This is a genomic window from Undibacterium umbellatum (assembly GCF_014284125.1).
In the GTDB taxonomy this organism is placed as follows: Bacteria; Pseudomonadota; Gammaproteobacteria; order Burkholderiales; family Burkholderiaceae_D; genus Undibacterium; species Undibacterium umbellatum.
Genome location: NZ_JACOFX010000015.1, coordinates 70128 through 93165 on the forward strand (window position 1 = coordinate 70128; position 23038 = coordinate 93165).

The window sequence follows — 23038 nt, forward strand, 5'->3', positions numbered from 1 at the left end:
AAGCTGTCTTGTCAACTACAAGCCGGCCCTGATCATATCCGCCGCCTTTTCGCCTATCATCATGGTAGGGGCATTGGTATTGCCGCCTATCAGGGTAGGCATGATGGAGGCATCCACCACACGCAAACCTGTCATGCCATGTACCTTTAATTGCGGGTCGACCACGGCCATGGCATCCACACCCATCTTGCAGGTGCCTATGGGGTGATACACGGTGTCGCTGGTCTGGCGCAAGACGGCACGTATCTCATCATCGGTATGCACATTGGCAGTCTGGAAATCGCTGGTGCGTGCCGCCACCAGTGCCGGTGCATCCATCAGTTTGCGCGTGAGTTTAAAACCCTTGACCATGTTCTCGATGTCGTCCGGGTGTTCCAGGAAGCGCGGATTGATCAAGGGGGCAGCCATGGCGTCTTTGCTGGCCAGCGTTACTTCACCCACGCTTTTAGGCCGCAACAAACACATATGACAGGAATAGCCATGACCCAGATGCAGCTTACGCGCATGGTCATCCAGCATGGCCAGGACAAAATGCAGTTGTATATCTGGCGCAGTCAGGCTGGGATCAGTTTTTAAAAAGCCACCGCCTTCTGCACCGTTTGAAGTCAGCAAACCACGTCGCTGGCTTTGATAGCGCCTGAATTCTTTCACCATACGCAAGCTGCCACCAGCAGATACGCCCAGCAAGTCCAGGCTCTTGGCGCGGTACTTGAAGACGAAGTCAGGATGATCCTGCAAATTCTGGCCTACTCCGGGCAGGTCATGCACTACCGGTATCCCCAGCGCTTGCAAAGCCTTGCCATCACCCACGCCAGACAGCATCAGTAATTGCGGAGTCTGGAAAGCACCCGCCGCCAGCAAGACTTCCTTACCTGCTTTCAGGGTCTTGACTTGCCCAGCTTGCCGGTATTCAACGCCGATGGCACGCTTGCCTTCAAACAGAATGCGCGTCACATGACAGCCAGTTTCCACTTGCAGATTATTGCGCTTGCCCATGTGTGGGTGCAGGTAGCCGCGTGCGGCTGTCCAGCGTTCACCATTGTGCTGGGTCACCTGATAGATCCCTACACCTTCCTGCTCTTCACCATTGAAGTCGGTATTGATATTGAAGCCAGCCTGGCGGGCTGCTTCCAGGTAAATTTTCTGGTAGGGATTGTCGCTGCGCAATTCACTGACATGCAGCGGCCCAGACTGGCCATGATAATGGCCGCCATGGGTTTCATTGTTTTCTGATTTTTTGAAGTAAGGCAAGACTTCATCGAAAGACCAGCCAGTATTGCCGAGCGCCGCCCACTGATCATAATCCTGCCTGTGGCCACGGATATACACCATGGCATTGATGCCCGACGAACCACCCAGCATCTTGCCGCGCGGCTGGTATCCGCGCCTGCCATTCAGGCCGGGCTGCGGCACGGTTTCAAAAGCCCAATTGTTCAGCTTGGTCGGCAACATCGCCACCACACCTGCCGGTGTATTCACCACCCAACTGTCACCCTTGCCACCGGATTCCAGTACGGTCACATGCAGATCGGGGTCTTCCGTCAGGCGGCCAGCCACGGCACAAGCGCCGGAACCGCCACCGACGACGATGTAGTCAGGTGTTGTTGTCATATTGTCTCTTAAGTATTTTTAGTTTTTACAGTGTTGCCGAATTTTATATTCCGGTGTAGCTTAAGATATTAAATCTTCAGGCTCCAGAAAGTAAGGACAAATACTGCCAGGTTGCAGCTAAAGCAAGGATGAACAACAAGGTGCTTTCAGTACAGGATGCGGTATTTCCGGCTCACCCGTTCTCGGGTTTGCTGGCGATAGGTCGCGAGCGTGACTGGCGTTTGCAAGAGATATTCCCGGCGCTTGAGCTGGATGCAGAAGGACAGACATGCGGCGATGTACGCATCAGCTACATGCAAGCCAGGGAGAGTTTGCTGAGGGCGCTTCATCATGGCGGGGCAGACCTGGGGATATTGTCCGGCGCCCGCAAATCCCTGCCCGCACTGGGAGCGATGGGCAGCGGCATGCTGGCCCAGGCAACACTGTCAGACGCCATGCACTTCGGCCTGGAATACCAGTTGATCGCCGGTGCCATGGTGCAATTACAACTGGAACCCGGTGAGCGCACATCGATACTGACAGCCCGCCCGCTGTTTGATGATAGCGAGTTACAGGATTTCCTCGATACCGACCACCTGGCAACTGCCATTAATGTCAGCCAAGCACTGTGTGGCCATGCCCTGCAAATCGAACGGGTAGAGTTGCGTGGCAAGCACCAGGCCAGCCGCTCAGTTGCCGAAGATTTTTTTGGCTGCCCGGTTGTCTATGGTGCCGATGTCAGTCGCATCATCGTCAACAACAGCGCACTCTCCACCTTGTTGATCAACCCTGATCCAGAGCTTGCGGCAGATAGTAAAATGCGCTGTGATGCAGAGCTGGCCGCAGTCGGTCTGACAGGCAGGCAAAGCCTCTTGCACAAGCTGGTCAACCTGCAATGCGATTACCGCAGCGTGCCTGAACTGGCGCAAGCACTGGGCATCAGCGAACGTTCCCTGCACCGTCTGCTGGTGCGCGAAGGCTGCTCTTATTTTCAAATTGCAGAAAGCCTGCGCATGGAGAAAGCCAAGCATTTTCTGCGCAATACCAGCATCAGCCTGGACGATATTGCAGCGCTATTACATTATTCAGACAGCCGCAGTTTTCGCCGTGCGTTCAAACGGGCAGTACATATGACGCCTTCGGAATTCAGGCAGCAGTAAGTCTGTTTTCCAGCATTTTTATTGAGTCGGTATTTTCAGGATCGCACCTGTAGTCACGGCATATAACTGATTGTCTGGCCCGACTGCCAGACCACCCAGGTTTTGGAAAGAACCCGGCAAATTGCCTGTCTGTGTAGCGCTGTTGCCACGTGTACCTGCCAGATTGGTCACAGTCCCATTCGGGCTGATTTTTCGTATGACATTCTCGTCACTGACATAGATACTGCCAGCCTTGTCCAGCACCAGCTGGTTCACACGTGTGAATCTTGCTGCCGCTCCTGTGCCATCAGTTGTGCCGTAATTGCCACTACTGCCTGCCACAGTCGTCACCACTCCGGCAGGAGTGATCTTGCGTAGGGAATTTGTTTCAGCGACATACACATTATCGTTATTGTCAGTGGCCAGAAAACTGCTGCCTGAAAATCTTGCTGCAGCGCCTGTGCCGTCTTCTGAGCCAGATGCCTTGAGCATGCCTGCAAAAGTAGTGACGACACCAGTAGGGCTGATTTTTTGTATCGTGGTATTCGTGTAACCGGTGTAGCTGGCATAGACGTTCCCGCTGCTATCAACAGCGACACCTCTGGCGCGGTAAGGCGTTCCAAAAGTGTTGCCCATGCCATCCCAGCCCAGCGGTGCACCGCTGTCAGCTAAGGTGCTTACCTTGCCGTCAGGGGTAATTTTACGAATCGAAAAATCAGCGACGTAGACGTTACCGCTACGGTCAACAGCTATTCCAGATGGGTCAAAAAAGCCAGCCGCAGCGCCATTGCCGTCTTTTCCCTCCCTCATACCTGCGGTACCTGCCAGCGTTGTCACATTACCACCTGGGGTAATTTTGCGTATTGTGTTGCTGCCACGATCTGCGACATAGATATTGCCGGCAATATCGATTGCCATCCCTGAGAGGGAGTCGTGCGCAAACCGGGCATTGCTGGCAGCCCCGTCCTGGTAGCCTGGAGCATCAATTGCGCCTGCAAATACTGAAATCGCACTGGCAGGTTTGTCATTGACTACATGAGTAGCGGTGTTACTGCTCCCTCCACCACAGGCAGACAGCAGTACAGCAATGAGCAGGCAAGAGAAAGCTAAATGGTGTGTGCAGCGTATTTGAGCTGGTAGCATATCTGGAAATTAAATTGTATTAAAGATAATTATTATCTTTCAGGACTATACAACAATTTAACGATAAACATCAAACTCAAACCAGAAAGTTGTCCCCTCCCCTGGGGCGCTGGTGAATCCAATTTGTCCATGCATTTTTTCCAGCATGGCCTTGGTAATCGATAAGCCCAGGCCAGTGCCACCTTTTTGCCGGGTATCGGTACCATCGGCCTGGGTGAAAGGTTCAAACAAGTGTTCTTGAAACTCTGGTGCAATGCCCGCACCGCAGTCGCTGACTTCGACACGAAAGCGGGATTCGGTATTGAGTATACGCAGGACGACGGCTTCACCTTCTTTGGAAAATTTCGCCGCATTCGAGATCAGGTTGGCCATGACTTGCATGAGCCTGTCATGGTCAGCCAGTATCCAGGCTTGCTGGGGATGTTGTTCCAGTTGCAGGCCGACCTTGAGCGAGGCGGCATAGGCCATATTCGATTCCAGGGAATTTTTGACCAGGGCCACCAGGTCCATGGCTTCTGATTTGAAAATCATCTTGCCGCTGGCCAGCTTGTCCATATCCAGAATATCATTGACCAGGGTAATCAGACGTTTGCTGTTATTGTGGGCGATGCGTATCAGATGTTCCGCCTGTTTCGGCAGCACACCACTGACACCCGATTCCAGCAGGCTCAGTGAACCGCGTATCGAGGTCAGCGGGGTACGCAACTCATGGCTGACGACAGAAATGAATTCTGTCTTCAATCGGTTCATGCGCAACCTGTCGCTGATATCCATGGCAAAGGCCACCCAGCCCCGTTCAGAGTTTTCCAGGTGGCTGAGGCCGACCAGGATAGGCACACCAACATTCTCACCCTGTTGCAACATGATTTCGAAAGGCGCGGTAGTGCCAGTCTGTATCAATTCCTTATATGCCTGCTGGCAGATTTTCAAATCCTGATGGGACAGCAGGGTGTCCCAGGCGGTATTCTGGGTCAGCAAATAGTCGCGGTCATAGCCACTGAACTGGGTAAACACATCATTAACATCCAGTATCTGGCCGGCTTCATTGCCCTGGATAATGCCGATCAGGCTGGAATTCATCAACCTTTGCAGGCGTTGTTCACTGGTGCGCAAGGCATCCAGCGTCAATCTTTGTTCGGTGACATCTTCTATCATCCAGACTGCGCCACGGACATAGCTTTCCATCGGCAAGGCGCGTCCTGCTACACGGCCAGTGAAAGATTCGCCATTGAAGCGTCGCAACTGCCATTCCAGTTCCACCAATTCATCCGCCTGCAAGCCGGGGACAACCCGGGCGCTAAAAGCCTGGTAATCTTCCGGTCCCTGATACAGGAAAGTGGTCTTCACACCTATCATGGCCTGGGCGTCAGGGAAGCGGCAGAGTTCTGCCAGTGCCTTGTTGGCCCTGACGATGGCGCCATCGCTGACAAACATGATGCCTACTGGCGCATTGGTGATGAGGATTTCCAGTTCCCTGGCTAACTCCTTGTAGCGGTTCTTGTTAGCTTCGAGCAACTCCTGGTTATGCCTGAGCATTTCCTCGGTTTGTTTGCGTTCGGTGATATCGATATGCGTACCTACCATGCGCAAAGGCTTGCCTTTGCTATCCCATTCGACGATGCTGCCGAGCGACATGATCCAGCGCCACTCACCTGCCTTGTTTTTTTGCCTGAATTCAGCGTGGTAATCGGTGTTGCCCTGGGTTGCGGCATGGCTTTTATAGGCGCGCTTGAGATGAGCGACATCATCGGGATGCACCGCCGTTCCCCAGAAATATTCCCAGAACTGCTGGGGCTGGTCAAAATCACCGGGCTCATAGCCCAGCATCTGCAAATATTCAGCACTGAAATTACCTGCACCAGTTTGCAGGTTGATGTCATACAAACCCTGATTTGAGGCCTTCATCACCAGGCGGCGCTGGCGTTCGGCGGCCTGCAATCTTTGCTCGGTCAGTTTGCGTTCGGTATTGTCACTCAGGAAACCATGCCAGAGTACGCTGCCATCCGGTAGTGCTTCAGGCGTGGCATCGCCAACTACCCAGCGGTCCAGGCCATCGTCAGAAATGATGCGGTATTCCTGATGCCAGAGGCTGAGTTCGGCAAAAGACTTGCGCACCGTTGCCACCATCCGTGGCAGGTCTTCAGGATGGACTTTGGCAAACATGAAGCTGGCATCTTCACGCAATTGTTCTGCCTTGACGCCAAAAAAGGCTTCTACCGCATCGCTGGCATAGGGCAGGCAAAACCGTCCATCAGGGTAGCGCCGGAATTGATAAAACATACCGGGCAGGCAGCGCGAAAAATTCGACAACAAGGCGTGACTGCGCTGCAATGCTGCCAGATCATTTTCGTCCGGCTTTAGTTTGGCTGACATTGCAGGGTCTTCAGACATGCCCGTTCACTTGTTAATCAGCGATACAGCGCTGTGATTTCATCAAAGAAATCGTAGACGCCTTGCTCACTCATCTTGCGCGCATTTGACAATTCACCGCCTTTGGAAGCATACAGCACACTATTGTCAGGGCGTAGCAAGACCGCCGCCGGTATGCCTTTTTTGGTGGGGTTGCCGTACAAGTCGACCAGTTCCTTGTTTTTATCAAACTGGCCTACATTCACTTTTACCGTAATGAACTTGCTGGCGAGCAGGGCCTCGTTTTTGCCGTGCATGGATTTATCGAGTTCCAGGCAATCCTTGCACCAGTTTGCGCCAAAGATGACCAGGACTTTTTTATCCACTTTTCTGGCTTCCGCCAGCGCCTGGCTGACAGCCGCCTTGGCATCGGCCGTTTCGTCATAAGCTTGCGGTGGAGCGGCGCTGGCCGGGTTGATAAGCCATGCCAGACTCAGTGTGAAAATCAGGGAAAGCAGTTTTTTCATCATCGTTCCATCAGAAAATTCAAGAGAAAAAGCAATACATGCATGGTCAGTCTATCTTAGCTTAAACCGTATCTGGCTGTAATTTCTTGTTGTCGGCAAACCTTGTTTTGCTGTATGTATATTCAGTTATTTCGCTGTTTCAGGATAAAATAGTGTATTTCCTTGTGAACCTGCCAGGACCTTTTGAAAAAAATGATCGACGGATGGCGATTATTGATTGCTATGAATAATAAATCACGCAGGATTGCTCATCTGGACATGGATGCCTTTTATGCATCTGTGGAACTATTGAGATATCCAGAGCTACGGGGGCAAGCCGTACTCATAGGTGGGGGTTCCTCACATCGCCCGATTCCAAAAGGCGATGGCACGCATGAATTTTCACGGATAAAGGACTATGTCGGGCGTGGTGTTGCAACCACTTCGACCTATGCTGCGCGGGCGCTCGGCATATTTTCCGCAATGGGTATCATGAAGGCTGCGAAGCTGGCACCGGATGTGTATTTACTGCCTACAGATTTTGAGTCTTATCGTCATTATTCGCGTCTTTTTAAAGAAGCAGTTGGCAAGATTGCTCCCAAAATTGAAAATCGCGGTATAGATGAAATTTATATCGACCTGACCGATCATCCGCAAGAAACCCACGCCCTGGCAAGCAGTTTGAAACAGGCAGTGAATGAAGCAACTGGCCTGACCTGCTCCATTTGTGTTGCACCAAATAAGTTGTTGGCAAAAATCGGATCCGATCTGGATAAACCTGATGGACTGACTATCCTGGATTTGGAAGACGTGCCAACACGTATATGGCCTTTGTCTGTGAAAAAGGTGAATGGGATAGGTCCAAAATCAACTGAGCGCCTGGCGAGCCTGGGTATCAACACCGTTGGCGAGCTGGCAAATGCAGACCTGGGTTTGCTGCAAACTACCTTCGGCAGTAATTACGCCGGGTGGCTATACAATGCGGCCCGTGGCATTGATGACAGGGAGATATCAACTGAGTCAGAACCCAAGGTCATCAGCAGGGAAACCACGTTTGACCGCGACTTGCATGCCGTTCATGACAAGGCAGTATTGACCGATATTTTCACCGATCTTTGTTATCGCCTGGCGAAGGATTTGACAGTGAAGGGATACCGCTGCAAAACTGTAGGCATTAAGATCCGTTACACGGATTTCCGTATTTCGACACGCGACATGACCATCCCTGTAGCAACTGCCGATCCCGCCATCATACGCAAGGCAGCCGGGGAATGTCTGCGTCGGGTGGCACTGGAAAACCGCTTTCGCTTGTTAGGAGTCAGGGCCAGTGCCCTGGTGAGAGAAGCAGACGTCATCAATGAGCGCCAGGTGAGCCAGGGTATGTTGTTTGAGGATCCATAAATTGAACTTTATGGCTGGGCACTTTGCATTTGTTGGAAGTACAGGTTTTCTATTCTTCTGAGATTGAGTTTTTCCAGATAGGGATTGATGAGTTGCTGATATTTCAACCCACGTTCATTGCGCTGGAAGCAAATGTGCAACGAAAAATTGATGATTTCCTTGGGGTGGAAAATAATGCTTTCCTGGCCGCTTTTGAGGCTTGGTTCGGTAATCAGCAACTGCCGCAAGACATCCTTGCTGATGACCACCAGGTCGACACGTCCAGCCATCAATTTGCGCAAATTGCTGATGTCTGAAGGTGCCACATCCAGTTTTAATTGTTCTTTTTTAACCTGGGCATCAAATTCCTCGCCATTGGCATAGTCTCGCACAACCCCTATGGTCAAGCCCTTCAGGTCGGCGTAATTTTTCCAGTCGAAATGCCTGTTTTTGACAGCAGCCAGGCCAACGATGCTATTCCCCAGCGGGCCGGAAAAATAACAGGTTTTTTCCCGCTCCTTCAAATAAAAGGCCGGGAAATATCCAGCGTAAGCAGGGTCCTTTTGCCCCAGTTGCACAGCACGGCTCCACGGGGTGTAACTGATTTGGGTATCCATCCCCGCTTGCAAGGCAGCTGCCTTGACGATGACCGAAGTTAATCCTTCATCAGGCAGATGTTTGCCAACATACGGTGCCCATTCCAGCGAAGCCAGTTGCATGACAGGTCTGCCGGTCGCCAGTGATGCGCTACCAGAAAGGCAGCTAGCAATAATAACAAGAGAGCGAAAAACCCGGACACTCATGGTGGTGGCTTTGCGTTGGCAAAAACTCAGTGTAGCCCAAGTCTGCTGCCCAGATTTTAAGAGATAGTTACAAGCCTGCTGCGTTGTAATCTTTCACTGCCATCTGCAGCGATTGTTTCAAATACATCGTCCAGCCTGGTGAACACATCCCAGTGATCAACTTGTTTTTGTAGCGCAATGGCCTGGATTAGTTTGAGCTCCAGTTCCGCTTCTCGCTTGCCCTTCCATAATTTGTCGGCAGCAGCGACGGCTAATTCTTCCAGACTCAGGTCGCCATGTTGCCATTGCGCGTGTGTCACGCAACACCTTGCCGCTGCGGCTTGTACACCTTGCGCCAGCAGCATTTTTTCACCAGCAGGTTCATGCATTGAGCCAGGGCCATCCAGTTCATGAGGGTGCAGGATTTTGCCTGCGTCATGGATGGCAGTACCAAGACGTATCAGATTTGCATCGAACTGCACATCCATGTCTTCAAAGTTTGAAATCAATAATTCTGCTGCTTCGCCCACCAGTTTTACGTGGGTCAGCAAACGCTCTGAGGCACCCAGGCATGACAGTAACTGGTAGGCTTCTGCTTTAGTGTTAAGCATGGCAAGCAATCAAAAAAACAATAAAAAAGGCTTGCACAACATATTGCGCAAGCCTGTCCGTTACTGAAAAAGCTTATTTGAAGTCGCCCGCAAACACGCGCAAGGTTTTTTCAAATCCCAGATGTTTAGTCATGGCTTCTTTGACTTGAGCCACAGTCAGTGACTGTATCTTCTTTTCTATATCCGCCTGGAATTGCATATTACGACCAAGATAGAGGTTGTTGACCAGACTATTGGCCAGTGCGGCGTCCTGGCTGCGTTCGAGTTGATATTGCTGGATCAGGCTCTTCTTGCCATCTTCCAGTTCCGCTGCTGTAAAGCCTTCCGTCTGTACGCGGGCCATTTCTTCACGTATGCCAGTTTCAAGCTTGACTCGGTTTTGCGGTGCGTAAATAGCACCGGCATTGAAGGCCCCCACTTCTTCTACCGATGAACCACTAAAGCTGGAACCACCACCATAGCTGACCCCATCTTTTTGACGTATGCGGTTCAGTATGCGTGAATTGGCACTGCCGCCCATGAGGTAATTGCCCAGTACCAGTGCCGGATAATCAGGGTGTTTGTTACCGACCGGTACCAGCATGGTTGCAAAGAAGAAGGCATTCGCTTTGTCCGGTGTGATGATTTGCTTGTCATCGGCCTTAGTTGCCAGGAAAGGTTTGGGGAGACGGGTGAATTTTTGTGATGTGTTCCAGTCACCGAAGGTTTTTTGCAATTCTGCTTTCAAGCCGTTGGCATCAAATTCGCCGACGACAGCAATTTGTGCCTGTTTTGCATGATTGGCACCATAAAACTGTTTCCAGAATGCCTTGGCATCTGCCAGTTTGGCTGTTTTCAGATAGGCAATCTGTTCATCTATGCTGCGATAGTAGCGGGCGTCATCGCTGGGATAGGTATTTTGTGCTTTCCTGCCTGCATCGACGGCGACAGCTTGAGGTTCCTTGCGTGACTCTTCCAGTTGTGCCAACTGAGAATTGAGCAATTGTGTGAACTCGGCTTCATTGAAGGCAGGCTGACGCAGGGCATCGCGCAATAATTCCAGTACTCTGGGCAGATTGTCACGTATGGTTTCCACCTGTACGTTGGCGGTAGAAACTGAACCACTGATTTGCAACTTGGTCTTGAGTTTGTCCAATTCTTCGGTGAATTGTTGACGGCTGAGTTTTTCCGTACCACGGTTGAGCATGGCAGCGGCCAGCTCGGCAGCACCGGCCTTGCCTTTCAGGCTGTTTTCATCGCCAAAATTCAACATCATCGACAGCACAACAGTATTGCCACGTGTCGTCTTGGGCAGCAAGGCGTATTGCATGCCATTGCTGAGTGCGCCTGTGATAGTGCGCTTGTCGATATTGTCAGCCGAAGCGATAAAATTTTCTGCCTGGGCGATGGCCACGCCAGGTTTTAATTGCTTGATTTGCTCATCCACAGCAACTTTGGCCGGGGCAGGTGAGCGGTCCGGCTTTTCTGTCGGGATAAAACTGCCTGAGGTGCGGTTGCTTGACTTCAGCCAGGTAGTGGCGACGCGCTGTACATCTTCAGCCTTGAGTGCCTTGACGCGGTCGCGGAACAAGAAGAACAAACGCCAGTCACCAGCGGCGATACTTTCCGAAAGAGCCACGGCAAATTTTTCAGGATCATTGAAAATCTGCGCGATATCTGAATCCAGCTTGGCCTTGGCACGTGTCAGTTCTGCTTCTGTGACAGGAACCTTGTCAAAGCCTTCTATGGTTTCCAGCAAGATCTTCTTGGCTTCTGGCAGGTTTTGCTCAGTACGCAAGTTGGCGCCCAGCATCAGGAAACCTGGTTCTTCCAGATTTGCGGCCCACGGGAATACATCGGCAGTTTTCTTGGTTTCAACCAGGGCCTTGTACAGGCGGCCATTGGGTGTGTCGCCCAGGATCAGGGCCAGCGCCTCAGTCGCGGCATAATCAGGGTGGGCTGCAGGTACGGTGTGGTACAAAGCTGCGATGGCTTGTGAATCACCAACGCGACGGACAATGACATCGCGCTCACCATCTTGCACGGGATCTAATGTGTACGTAGGTTCCAGCGCACGTTTTGGTTTTGGTATTTTGCCAAATTTGGTCGCAATCAATTGCAGAGCCTGTTTGGCATCAAAGGCACCAGCTACGATCAGGGTGGCATTGTCAGGCTGGTAGTATTTGCGCCAGAAAGCTTGCAGGTGCGGGATGTTGACGTTTTCCACATCTGTACGTGCGCCTATGGTGTCCTTGCCATAGTTATGCCATTGATGGGCGGCCGACATGATGCGCTGTATCAGGATGGCGATGCCGGAGTTCTCATTTTTTTCCATTTCATTGCGCACGACGGTGAATTCTGTCTTAAGGTCTTCGCCGGAGATGCGTGAGTTGACCATACGGTCGGCTTCCATACTGATGGCCCAGGCCAGGGTTTCCGGCTTGGCAGCAAAGGTTTCATAGTAATTGGTGCGGTCCAGCCAGGTCGTACCATTGAATTGCACGCCGCGCTGTGACATTTCTTCCCACAGACGTGGATGGGCCTTACTGCCCTTGAACATCAGATGTTCGAGCAAATGCGCCATGCCAGTTTCGCCATAGTTTTCATGGCGCGAGCCTACCCGGTAAGTAATATTTACGGTGGTAGTCGGTTTGCTGGCATCTTGCACCAGCAAGACACGCATGCCATTCAACAACTGGTACTCGTCTATTCCCTCTACCTGGCGCACAAACTGTACGCCCGCAGGCAGGGCAGCTTTGGCTGTCGCTGCATTTTCAGCCGCGATGGCTGGCGGGAGATGGACCAGGGTAGTAAAAGCCAATGCCAGGGAGAGGCTCAAGCTGCTGAGTTGCATGCGCGATGATTTCATGTAGCGACCTTTATAGATGAGGTAAATGCAAAATGGTGAATGTCAGTGTATTCGCCTGCAGATAATACGCAGGCTGTGACCATGCAAATCAGATTCTGGTTCAATCCAGAAATAATTGCAAAGTGGACAAGCTTAGTACAAATGCGGCAAGGTCGACAAGCAAACTTGCGAATAGCTGGCCGTGCAGGGATAAAGAGGGATAAGAAAAAATCATGGCGCGCCAGACACGAATCGAACGTGCGACCCCAGCCTTCGGAGGGCTGTACTCTATCCAACTGAGCTACTGGCGCGTGGGCTATGCATGGAAATGCATAAGTGAGACTTAAGTAATGCAAGGGCAACATTCTAACTCAATTTCAAGCGGGTCTTGCGCATCAAAGCAGGGAATTTGTCGTTAAAGCGGGCAGATTTTCCTGATTCTTGGCGCACACAGCCTGCTTTTCATTCCAAACACGGCGCTTTCGCTCTATAATCCCAAGCTTTGGCACTTGCCGCGGTAGGTTGCCGAGCTGCATAGGCTAACGACTTTCAGTACCTAATTTATTTGCATTGAGGAAACCATGAGCGACGCGCACGACGAACACGAATCAGCGATCAAGACCCCTAAGCAACTAATCGTTGCAGTTCTCGCCGGATTCCTGGTACCCATTATTGCCATTGTCTTGCTGGTACAGTATGTATCGAATGACAAAAAAGTAGGTGCAGGTTCTTCTGCACTCACACCTGAAGCAATTGCTACCCGTATCAGCCCGGTAGCTGACCAGGGTTTTAACTTCAAGGATGCCAGCGGCCCTAAAACCCTGCAATCCGGCGAAGCTGTCTATAAAACCATCTGTGCTGCTTGTCACGACACTGGTGCTGCCAGCGCACCTAAATTTGGAAATGCCGCTGACTGGGGTCCACGTATTGCGCAGGGCTACGACAAAGTGCTCGCCAATGCGATAGGTGGCTTGCGTGCCATGCCTGCCAAAGGCGGCAACCCTGACCTGGACGATATCGAAGTGGCCCGTGCTGTAGTGCATTTGGCTAATTCTGCAGGCGCTAAATTCAAGGAGCCTGAAGTCAAGCCGGCAGCAGCAGCTTCTGCCGAGGCATCTGCAAAGTAAGTATTGCCTGAACAGACAAACAAAAAACCCCGGAAATCCGGGGTTTTTTGTTTGCTACGGGCCTGGATTGCCAAGCTTGCGCCCATATTTTCCTGTATTTATTACAAGGGACATGACGGCATTATTTATTTTTGCTCCTTTTTGGTGCGCAAGTGTTTGCGTTTATTATATGTGGGCAAATGCTCCGCAAAAATCAATAATATCTCACTGGCAATAAATTCTAGCTTCCTGCACAAGCGCAAAAATTTTAAGCCGTTTTTGAAACTTTGGCGACATTTCATAGTCAAACCCCAGTGGGGCTCTACGCAAATGTCATATTTTTGTAGCTAGGTGTTGTTTTTTTGCTGCATGTTTTTTATCAATATTGACAACGGAATCTCTTAAATGTTCTCATGCTGAGGCAAATTTTCTGAAAGAAATTTCTCAAAATTTTCCCCACGCCGAAAAAAATTTCCATTTTTATTTGGTGGTTTTGCAAATTAACAAACTTTGTTTAGTTGTCACAAAATTTGTTAGGAACATATATATAACGGAGCGCAATAATGATAAGAGAAAAAACGATATCAAGATCGGTACGATTGATCTGTTCTAGTGGTTTGCTTTTGAGTATGGGTATGCTGGCCCAGCCAAGCTTCGCGCAAGAAGCGGTACAAAAAGTTGAAATCACTGGTTCCAGTATCAAGCGTACTGAAACTGAAGGTGTTGCAACGACCCAGATTTTGAGCCGTAAAGACATCGAGCAAACTGGCAAAACTTCCATCGCTGACGTAGTCCGCAGTATTTCTGCAGATAACAACGGCAGTATCAGTGGTTCTTTCACTAACGGCTTTGCCGGTAGTGCTTCTGGCGTTTCCCTCCGTGGTCTGAGCGTTAGCTCCACGCTGGTGCTGATCAATGGTCGCCGTACTGCGCCTTATGGCTTCGGTGATGACGGTCAACGCAGCTTCGTCGATTTGAACTCCATTCCTCTGGATGCAGTTGATCGCATCGAGATCCTGAAAGACGGCGCATCCGCGATCTACGGCTCCGACGCTATTGCAGGCGTGGTTAACGTTATCCTGCGTCAAAACTATGTTGGTCAGTCTGTTGCTGCCAATATCGGTCAATCTTCCCGTGGCGATGGCCGCGTGATGAGCGCTTCTGCAGCTCTTGGTTTTGGTAATCTGCAACAAGACAAATACAATGTCTTCATGACGATTGATGCCAAGAAGCAAGAAAAAATCTGGCAAAAAGACCGTGACGACTATATCGGCCAAGCCGATGCACGTCCATGGGGTGGCCGCGATCAGCGCGCAGGCCAAATTACAGGCGGTAACGGTGGCGGTTCCAACTTCCTGGGTACAGTACGCCCAGTGAACGCTACTGGTGGTACGCTCACTGGCGCTGCTGGCAATGTCAAACAATTGCCTGGTACATGCTCTGCTGCAAATCTGGACCCAGTTGGCGGTACTTCACTCGACAACGCCTTGGGCGGTTGTTTGTGGGATCCGGTTCAATATCAGACTATTCAGCCTGAAACAGAAAACCTGAACATCTATGCACGCGGTACTTTTGCCATCAATGACAAAACGACTGCATACACAGAACTGGGTTTGTTCAACAGCAAGGCAAAAACCCAAACTACACCTTCCGGTTTGACTGGCGCTGGCTTTGACCTGGTCAACGCCCGTGTTAACAACACCAATACTGGTCCTGACCAGTTGTTGCTGCCTATCGGCCATCCGGACAATCCGTTTGCTGCTAACCGCGCACGCCCACGCTGGGTAGATGCTGGACGTCCACGTAGCGCCGATCTGGAAACTACAGTCACCCGTTTCCTGGCTGGTGTTAAAGGCACAGTTGCTGAGTGGGATTACGACGCTGGCTTCCTGTATGCTGAAAGCAAAACAGACAAGACACAAAACGGTTACTATCGCCAATCTGCTCTGAAAGCAGCAGTAGCAAATGGTAGTTTCCGTATTGGTCAGGGCCGTGTGAATACACCTGAAGTGCTGGCATTGGTTTCTCCAACTTTGCAAAACTCTGGCGTGACCAAGAGCACATCGGTAGACTTCAAAGCGACCCGTGAATTGATGCAATTGCCTGGTGGTGCTATGGGCATTGCGGTTGGTGCAGAGTATCGCAAAGAAGAAACCAACAGCGATCCAACTCCATACACTAATATCAATGACATCGCAGGCTTGGGCTACTCCGCTTCCAAGGGTTCCCGCAATGTGACAGCGCTGTATACTGAGTTGGCTATCCCTGTACTGAAATCCCTGGAATTCCAGCTGGCTGCCCGTACAGACAAATACTCTGACTATGGTCGCTCGACTACACCAAAAGCTGGCTTCAAATTTACACCGACCAATACCTTCGCATTACGCGGTACTTATGCTGAAGGTTTCCGTGCTCCTAGCGCGGCTGAGAACGGTGATTCCGCTGTAGCAGCATTTACCAATATCCCTAACGATCCTATCCGTTGCCCGGTAACTAAACTGCCTATCGATTGTTCTTCCCAACAAGTTGGTGCTATCACAGTTGGTAACAAAAACATCAAGCCAGAAACATCCAAGAGCTATAGCTTGGGCTTCGTCGTAGAGCCAGTCAAGAACTTCAGTATCTCCCTGGACTGGTGGAAAATTGAACGTGACGGCGAAATCGGTGGTTCTGATCCTAGCGCGATTGTTGCCAATCCAGCTGGCTACCCAGATGCACAAATTGTCCGTGGCGAAGCAACTTCCAACTTCCCTGGCCTGGCTGGTCCTATCCTGATGGTTAAAGCGCCTTACCTGAACGCTGGTAAGACACAAACATCCGGTCTGGATCTGGACATGCGCAGCAAGTTTGACCTGGGCGCCAACGGTAAGTTAAATGCCGGCGTGGTTGTGACTTACATGCATGAATTCAAGCGTACTGATTCTGATGGTACTACGCACGAATTCGCTGGTACTCACGGTGATATCAACCTGTCCGGTAACGGCGGTACACCGCGTACTAAAGTTAGTTTGAGCCTGGGTTGGGACCGTGGTCCTTGGACAGTGTCCGGTAACATCAACCATGTATCCAGCATCAGCGGCACCAATGAAATCGGTGGCGAGTGCCTGGATACAGATGCAAACCACAATCCTTACCTCGGTTGCCGTATTGCTGCCTTCACGACAGTTGACGTGTTCGGTAAATGGAAAATGTCCAAAAACCTGGAATTCACAGCATCCATCACCAACTTGTTTGACAAGATGGCACCGCTGGACGTCCAGACTTATGGCCGTATCAACTACAACCCATCCCTGCATCAGTCCGGCGCAGTTGGCCGTTACTGGAACATCGGTGCTCGTTACACATTCTGATGATGTAGCGGCACAGCATGTTTAAGTAATGCCTTCGCCGGATCCGTAGTCCCGGCAAAGGCACTGCCAATGCAATGTTGAATGAAAGCCCCGCAAGCTTGCTTGCGGGGCTTTTTTCATGCGCTTTCAGCAGCCGCAGAGGGAAGAACACTGGCGGTACAACCTGGATTTAGCTGAGAGGTACACTCGGTACATGAAACTGCGCAGTTTCGCAGCAGCGTCTATAGCGGTTTAGGGACGGGTATAGAGCACGAGTAGCATATCTGGTGTTGTTGCTGGCAATGAACAGTTGAGGCTGCAAGAGCGTAGTAAGAGTAAATTTGCCAGCCCTCTTCATATCAGATACGGCGGCAAACTCTTGCTGGAGTCAGCCTTAAAGAGATGTTATTAACGCAATTTTCCATGCATGGCCAAGATCGCCCTTGTTGTGCATAAGAGACAAGTGAAAAAGTTGTACATACCAATTTTTTAGTGACGTCCAGAAAAATAAATCGGACTATATTTTTTTTGACAAACTGCCAATCAAGGCGGGCAGGCGTTGAAAGTCAAATAAACGTCGGCGAGAAATCACTAAACTTGTGCAGAGAAAAAAATCATCCGATTTTTATACTGAAAATTAACTATCAAGGACTCAATAATTCAGGCCATGAAAAAATAGCTAAATTAAATATAAATGTTTTGGTGCGACGTAATTTAGCAACATATCTACTTGCCTTAATTAACATTCCGAATCATTAAAAATGATCTGCATTGCAGCGTGTCCGTGAGATAAAAAGAAATATATTAGCGAAGCTTGACAGCAAAGTTTTCAAATGGTTCCATAAATAAGGAGATTTTTTTACGGAACAAAAAAGCAAAAAAGAAGCATTCATTCAATCTACAAAAAAGTACTGACGCGTACACTTTTTGCAGTTTCCGTAAAGAAATTCCCAAAGAAAATATTGCTACCAGGGCAAATAGGGGGTTCTGGCGAAAGTCAGGATCTTGCCTGGGTAGTATCGCTCATCAGTTCCATTTTTGGGGGTTTAGTCATGGTAGAAAAAATGTTGGCCCGATCAGTACGCATGATGTTTGTTGGCGGTTTTGCGGTCGGTGCGGGATTGCTGGCACAACCAGCGATGTCGCAAGACGCAGTACAGAAAGTGGAAATTACCGGTTCCTCGATTAAAAGGATTGCACAAGAAGGCGCATTGCCTGTGCAAACCCTGAGCCGTAAAGACATAGAGCAAAGTGGTGTGAACAATGTGGCCGACCTGGTCGCTGCCTTACCAGCCATGCAAGGTTTTATTACTGCGTCGGCATCGGTCAACGGTGGCGGTGCTGGTCGTCAGTCTGCCTCCATTCACGCCATTGGCACTGACTATACATTGGTACTGTTGAATGGTCGCCGTATGGCACCGTATGGCACAGGTAGTGCAGTCAATCTGGGCAGCATTCCTTTGTCCGCAGTTGAGCGCGTCGAAATTCTGACCGATGGTGCTTCCACCCTGTATGGTTCAGATGCGATTGCCGGTGTTATCAACTTCATCCTGAAAAAGAATCAGACAGACCTGAATGTAGAAGCCACCCTGACCAGCCCTCAACAAAAAGGGGGCCGCAGTAGCAACTTCTCTATTTCCAAAGGTTTTGGTGATCCAGATAAAGATGGTTTCAATGTCTTGCTCGCCTATAGCCATGATGAGCAAAAACCCCTGGAAGCATCGCAACGCGAGTTTTCCAAATCAGGTGTCTTGAGATTTATGAAAGATGGCAAGCATTTTGCCACCTGGCAAACCAGTATCAATTCCATCCCGGCAAATGCTGACATCTATGATTCCCTGGGCAATAATGCGACTTTTTCCGTCGATCTGGTGAATACTGGCAAATGTAACGGTCCTAACACTTTCGAGCGTGGCGGCGTGTGTCGCTATGACTATGCTTCTACCGTCCAACTCCTGCCAGAGTTGAAGCGCGATAGCTTCTTTGCATCAGGTAATTTGAAATTGGGCAAGGACACAACTTTGTTTGGTGAACTGGTCATGTCCAACTTCTCCAACAAGGCACGTTATGCAGCGCCAGCCCAGCCTTTGACTACTTTCAGTACCGATCCGGTCACTGGCCAAAAAGTCGTCAACCCGAATTACATTGGTGCTTACAACAAATCGGTAGTACCACTGTTGGCGGGGCAAGGAATCAACCCCAATGACGTGACTGATGCCTTCTTCTATTTCCGCGCGCGTGATGCGGGCGGTCGCGCAGATGATTACCAGACCGAAGCCCGTCATCTGGTACTGGGTCTGGACAGCAATTACATGGGCTGGGATATGAGCGCCAGCTACACCCATTCTGAAAATACCGAGAAAGATGATGCGGTTTCCGGTTACATGAGCGCCAACCGCTTCGATGCATTGGTCAAATCGGGTGCTTACAATCCTTATATTGTGAATCAGAATGCCGCTTCCATCCTGGCACCTGCTGTATTGAAGGAAAACCTCAGCGTTACCAAATCCAAGATTGATGTACTGAAAGCCAACGCTTCAAGAGAATTGTTCGAAATGGCAGGCGGCAAGGCGCAACTGGGTCTGGGCGCAGACATGACCAAGCAGTCATTCGATGATGCACCGTCCGAACTGGTACAAGGTCCTGGTCCTCAGCACCCAGCCTGGACAGACGTGATCATCGGTGGAGCTACTGGCTCACAAGGCCTGGTTGCTTCTCGCAAGAGCTGGGGTACATTCGGCGAATTGCTGATGCCTGTCATCAAAAACATGGATGTTACAGCAGCTATCCGTTATGACAGTTATGACGCAGTCAAGAAAGACAACGTCAGCTACGACGTCAATGGCAACGCTTCCCAGCCTGGTACGCAAGGGATCGCTGTGTCCAAAGCAACGTATAAATTGTCTGCACGGTATCAGCCGATGCAAAATCTGATGTTGCGCGGTTCGTATGGCACTGGTTTCAAGGCACCGACACTGAACGATATTTCTGATCCATTGAAAAATGATGGTTCTTCCAATTTCTTCCCTTGCCCTATCACCAAAGCAACAGATCCACGCTTCCCATATTGCCGTGGTACGTCTGAATATGGTCTGTTGAAAAAAGGTAATCCAAGCACAGGCTCGGATGCTTTGAAAGCAGAAGAATCCAAACAGGCAGCCTTCGGTTTCCGCCTGGAACCAAGCAGCAACTTGTCTCTGGGTCTTGACTGGTGGGATGTAAAGCTGAAAAACCAGATTCAGAAGTTGTCTCAAGATTTGATTTTCACGACACCGGCACTGGCTGAGCAATATATCTCCCTGTACTATGATCCTATCCAGAAATCCAAAGTTCTGGTGGCCAATCGTAGCCCGGTGAATCTGGCCAGCTCACGTTATTCTGGTCTTGACTGGGATGCAACTTTCAAATCTGCTACGCCTATCGGCAGACTGAACATGAACTGGTCAGGCACTTATATGCTGACAGCAGAAAAAGATGTACCGGGTGCCAAGGTAGAAAGCAGTCTGGGTCGCTTCGACTCCTACGATGATGTGACATTCCGTATCATTTCCAGACTGGTGACGTCCCTGAAAGTGTCCGAGCAATACACCCATAGCCTGACCATGAATTACCGTTCTGGCTATCACGACAAAGTCGCCAAAGCGGGTGATGGCTATGTTCGCGCCGTGAATGCAGATGGTTCAGTTGGTGGTTTGGTCGATATGGAACGTGATGTCAGCAACTACATGACGTTTGATTATCAATTGCAAGCCAAGCCTATCAAAAATCTGACAATTACTGGTGGTATCCGTAATCTGTTCAATGTAGACCCACCATTCACTATCCGCAATACAGGTGGTGGTAATCAAGTTGGTTACGATGGTCGCTATACCGACCCTCTGGGCCGTACCTTCTACCTTACAGCTGCCTATAAATATTGATCATTTTGTTCATTATTTTATAAACAGACAAAAAACCCGGACTCGTCCGGGTTTTTTGTTAGAAATTATTTCAAATTTTTTAAATGAAACATCAATTCTGAAAATATTTTTTCTTGCCCTATCCATAAGACCACTAGGCAATTTGATAAGAGAGTCATTTGCCAATAAAACGATATTGCCATGGAGAAATTGAAGAAAATGTGAACAAAATTTAGTCAGTCGCCAAGGCGGGCAAGTATAGTTTTTCTGCGTAAAAAACAGGCAAATTTGTTGAGCTGTATAAATGCAAATAATTTCTTTCCCATCCCGCTTTGCTAGGGGGGAATACCAGTAAAAAGCCCTTGCTACTGAGCAAAAATCGAGTATATTTCTAACTTTGTTCCTTGCTTTTCCCTTGAATGACCAGCTTTTTTGCAATAAATGTATGCTTCGTCACGCATTTGTAAAAATAAGTGTCCTGGTGGCAATTAATGGTGCAGGGGCAAACAAGCAGAGTAGTATTTGTTAAGATTTTAGTTCTCTCCCTCTTCAACCTCTTTTCACACCAGTCACGCAAATGAATTTATCAAAAATGACAGTAAGTAATCGTCTAAGGCTGGGCTTTGCTCTGGTTTTAGCGTTTTTAATTGCCGTAACCGTTGTCGGCATTTCGAGAATGGCACAAATTCAGGGGCGTCTGGAAAAGATCGTCAATGTCAGCAATGCCGAGACTCGTCTGGCACTGGATATGCGTGCTGTGGTGTACGACCGCATGGTGTCGTTGCGCAATTTGACTTTGTTGAATGATGCGGCAGACATGGAACCAGAACTGAAAAAAATCGCTGAGCAAAGCAAGCAGTATGCTGCCGCAAATGAAAAATTGAGCAAGATGGCGAACGAAGAGGAAGCAATTTCAGGTGAGAAAAAAAGCTTGCTTGGCAAGCTGAAGGAAGCAGAAACTGCCGCTGCTTCTTTGCCGGCCAAAGCCCAGGAACTGGGTTTGGCTAACAATGCTGAAGCTGCCACAATTACGCTGATCAAAAAACTGCGTCCGGTACAGAAAAAATGGCTGGATACTCTGGATGAACTCGTCACGCTGGAAGATAAACTCAATACACAGACTGCAGAAGAAGCCAGTGCTGCCTTCAAGGCAGCGACGACGCTGATGCTGACCCTGGGTGGCCTGGCCTTGGTGGCCGGCATATTTGCTGCCTTTGCGATTAGTCGCAGCTTGTTGAAACAGCTTGGTGGTGAGCCAGATTATGCAGCCAGCATTGCTGGTCAAATTGCTGCTGGCGATTTGACTTCACCTATCGATTTGAAGTCTGGTGACACTAACAGCCTGTTGTTTGAAATGAAAAACATGCGTGACAGTCTGGTGAATATCGTTGCCCAAGTGCGTACCGGAACTGACACGATAGCTACGGCATCCAGCGAAATCGCCACGGGTAATCTTGATCTGTCTTCCCGTACTGAACAGCAAGCCAGCTCTCTGGAAAAGACGACCTCGTCGATGAAAGAATTGACGACCACAGTTAAACAAAATGCCGATAATGCTCGTGAAGCCAATCAACTGGCTGCATCGGCATCTGAAGTGGCACGCCAGGGTGGTGTCGTGGTGGCCCAGGTGGTTGATACCATGGGTTCGATTAACGAATCTTCCAAGAAAATTGTCGATATCATCAGTGTGATTGATGGCATCGCTTTCCAGACCAATATCCTGGCCCTGAATGCAGCGGTGGAAGCTGCCCGCGCCGGCGAGCAAGGCCGTGGCTTTGCCGTGGTTGCCGCTGAAGTCCGCAACCTGGCGCAACGCAGTGCGGCGGCTGCCAAAGAAATCAAGACTTTGATCGGCACTTCGGTAGAAAAAGTCGAAGTCGGTACCAAGCTGGTTGGTCAGGCGGGTGTCACGATAGACCAGGTCGTCTCCAGTGTGAAACATGTGACCGACATCATTGCCGAAATCAGTGCAGCCAGCCAGGAGCAAAGCGTGGGTATTGAGCACGTCAACCATGCCATTATAGAAATGGATGGCGTGACCCAGCAAAATGCAGCTCTGGTGGAAGAAGCTGCTGCTGCCGCCCAAAGCTTGCAGGACCAGGCTGCCGAGTTGGCGAAAGTTGTCAGCGTCTTCAAACTGCATGCTGGTGAACGCACCCAGCAAATGCCTGCACAGCAGCTCGCGCCACGCCGTGTCGAACCGGTGGCCACAATCAAATCTAAAGCGCGAGTTAATCAGGTAAAATCTTTGCCAGCTGCCAAAGCAGCACCCAGGAAAACTGCTGCCGCTGCCAATAGCAAGGATGAATGGGAAGAGTTCTGACGCAATATTCAAGGCACTGCGCCTCAATGAAAAAGTAATGGCTGGTACGTAAAA

General features: G+C 50.0%; 13 protein-coding genes and 1 tRNA gene. 6 read left to right on the forward strand and 8 right to left on the reverse strand.

The window, feature by feature from the left end; all coding sequences use genetic code 11:
* Nucleotides 1-15: 15 nt before the first annotated feature.
* The gene (locus tag H8L47_RS22080) at nucleotides 16-1611 is read right to left on the reverse strand and encodes a GMC family oxidoreductase (protein WP_186955768.1); all 1596 of its coding nucleotides are present in this window, start codon (nucleotides 1609-1611) and stop codon (nucleotides 16-18) included.
* Between the two features lie 140 nt (nucleotides 1612-1751).
* Between H8L47_RS22080 and H8L47_RS22085 the strand changes: the two genes are divergently transcribed.
* A complete protein-coding gene (locus tag H8L47_RS22085) occupies nucleotides 1752-2750 on the forward strand; it encodes a helix-turn-helix transcriptional regulator (protein WP_186955769.1) in 999 nt (332 codons plus the stop codon).
* 18 nt (nucleotides 2751-2768) lie between these two features.
* On the opposite strand, the gene H8L47_RS22090 is transcribed toward H8L47_RS22085, so the two are convergent.
* Genes H8L47_RS22090 through H8L47_RS22100 form a run of 3 tightly spaced genes read right to left on the reverse strand, consistent with a single transcriptional unit; the run spans nucleotide 2769 to nucleotide 6748 of the window.
* Nucleotides 2769-3872, reverse strand: a complete 1104-nt coding sequence (locus H8L47_RS22090) for an NHL repeat-containing protein (RefSeq protein WP_186955770.1) — start codon at nucleotides 3870-3872, stop codon at nucleotides 2769-2771.
* A 57-nt stretch (nucleotides 3873-3929) separates the two neighbouring features.
* Nucleotides 3930-6263 carry a PAS domain-containing sensor histidine kinase gene (locus tag H8L47_RS22095; RefSeq protein WP_186955771.1) on the reverse strand — a complete coding sequence of 778 codons (2334 nt, stop codon included), beginning with the start codon at nucleotides 6261-6263 and terminating at the stop codon, nucleotides 3930-3932.
* 17 nt (nucleotides 6264-6280) lie between these two features.
* Entirely contained in the window at nucleotides 6281-6748 is a 468-nt protein-coding gene (locus H8L47_RS22100; protein ID WP_186955772.1) for a thioredoxin family protein, read from the reverse strand.
* Nucleotides 6749-6970: 222 nt separating this feature from the next.
* Between H8L47_RS22100 and H8L47_RS22105 the strand changes: the two genes are divergently transcribed.
* Nucleotides 6971-8128, forward strand: a complete 1158-nt coding sequence (locus tag H8L47_RS22105) for a DNA polymerase Y family protein (RefSeq protein ID WP_186955773.1) — start codon at nucleotides 6971-6973, stop codon at nucleotides 8126-8128.
* Between the two features lie 8 nt (nucleotides 8129-8136).
* Here H8L47_RS22105 and H8L47_RS22110 read toward each other — a convergent pair whose 3' ends face one another.
* The 4 genes from H8L47_RS22110 to H8L47_RS22125 all read right to left on the reverse strand — a co-directional run bounded on the left by H8L47_RS22110 (nucleotide 8137) and on the right by H8L47_RS22125 (nucleotide 12638).
* The gene (locus H8L47_RS22110; protein ID WP_222616647.1) at nucleotides 8137-8910 is read right to left on the reverse strand and encodes a substrate-binding periplasmic protein; all 774 of its coding nucleotides are present in this window, start codon (nucleotides 8908-8910) and stop codon (nucleotides 8137-8139) included.
* Nucleotides 8911-8966: 56 nt separating this feature from the next.
* The gene (locus H8L47_RS22115) at nucleotides 8967-9500 is read right to left on the reverse strand and encodes an HD domain-containing protein (RefSeq protein ID WP_186955775.1); all 534 of its coding nucleotides are present in this window, start codon (nucleotides 9498-9500) and stop codon (nucleotides 8967-8969) included.
* Between the two features lie 73 nt (nucleotides 9501-9573).
* Nucleotides 9574-12348, reverse strand: coding sequence for a M16 family metallopeptidase (locus H8L47_RS22120; RefSeq protein WP_186955776.1), 2775 nt, complete (start codon nucleotides 12346-12348; stop codon nucleotides 9574-9576).
* A gap of 213 nt (nucleotides 12349-12561) precedes the next feature.
* Nucleotides 12562-12638: transfer RNA gene (locus H8L47_RS22125), tRNA-Arg, on the reverse strand.
* Nucleotides 12639-12908: 270 nt separating this feature from the next.
* On the opposite strand from H8L47_RS22125, the gene H8L47_RS22130 reads away from it, so the two are divergent.
* The 4 genes from H8L47_RS22130 to H8L47_RS22145 all read left to right on the forward strand — a co-directional run bounded on the left by H8L47_RS22130 (nucleotide 12909) and on the right by H8L47_RS22145 (nucleotide 22984).
* Nucleotides 12909-13454 (forward strand): c-type cytochrome, encoded by a 546-nt coding sequence (locus H8L47_RS22130; RefSeq protein WP_186955777.1) that lies wholly within the window; start codon nucleotides 12909-12911, stop codon nucleotides 13452-13454.
* Nucleotides 13455-14068: 614 nt separating this feature from the next.
* Nucleotides 14069-16783, forward strand: a complete 2715-nt coding sequence (locus tag H8L47_RS22135; protein ID WP_230413860.1) for a TonB-dependent receptor — start codon at nucleotides 14069-14071, stop codon at nucleotides 16781-16783.
* A 1043-nt stretch (nucleotides 16784-17826) separates the two neighbouring features.
* A complete protein-coding gene (locus H8L47_RS22140) occupies nucleotides 17827-20682 on the forward strand; it encodes a TonB-dependent receptor domain-containing protein (RefSeq protein WP_230413861.1) in 2856 nt (951 codons plus the stop codon).
* 556 nt (nucleotides 20683-21238) lie between these two features.
* Nucleotides 21239-22984 (forward strand): methyl-accepting chemotaxis protein, encoded by a 1746-nt coding sequence (locus tag H8L47_RS22145; protein ID WP_230413862.1) that lies wholly within the window; start codon nucleotides 21239-21241, stop codon nucleotides 22982-22984.
* Nucleotides 22985-23038 lie beyond the last annotated feature (54 nt).

Coding starts and splice junctions, on each gene's coding strand:
- H8L47_RS22080 (WP_186955768.1), bottom strand. CDS start 1,611: ATGACAACAACACCTGACTACATCGTCGTCGGTGGCGGTTCCGGCGCT.
- H8L47_RS22090 (WP_186955770.1), bottom strand. CDS start 3,872: ATGCTACCAGCTCAAATACGCTGCACACACCATTTAGCTTTCTCTTGC.
- H8L47_RS22095 (WP_186955771.1), bottom strand. CDS start 6,263: ATGTCTGAAGACCCTGCAATGTCAGCCAAACTAAAGCCGGACGAAAAT.
- H8L47_RS22100 (WP_186955772.1), bottom strand. CDS start 6,748: ATGAAAAAACTGCTTTCCCTGATTTTCACACTGAGTCTGGCATGGCTT.
- H8L47_RS22105 (WP_186955773.1), top strand. CDS start 6,971: ATGAATAATAAATCACGCAGGATTGCTCATCTGGACATGGATGCCTTT.
- H8L47_RS22110 (WP_222616647.1), bottom strand. CDS start 8,910: ATGAGTGTCCGGGTTTTTCGCTCTCTTGTTATTATTGCTAGCTGCCTT.
- H8L47_RS22115 (WP_186955775.1), bottom strand. CDS start 9,500: ATGCTTAACACTAAAGCAGAAGCCTACCAGTTACTGTCATGCCTGGGT.
- H8L47_RS22120 (WP_186955776.1), bottom strand. CDS start 12,348: ATGAAATCATCGCGCATGCAACTCAGCAGCTTGAGCCTCTCCCTGGCA.
- H8L47_RS22130 (WP_186955777.1), top strand. CDS start 12,909: ATGAGCGACGCGCACGACGAACACGAATCAGCGATCAAGACCCCTAAG.
- H8L47_RS22135 (WP_230413860.1), top strand. CDS start 14,069: ATGCTGGCCCAGCCAAGCTTCGCGCAAGAAGCGGTACAAAAAGTTGAA.
- H8L47_RS22140 (WP_230413861.1), top strand. CDS start 17,827: ATGTTGGCCCGATCAGTACGCATGATGTTTGTTGGCGGTTTTGCGGTC.
- H8L47_RS22145 (WP_230413862.1), top strand. CDS start 21,239: ATGAATTTATCAAAAATGACAGTAAGTAATCGTCTAAGGCTGGGCTTT.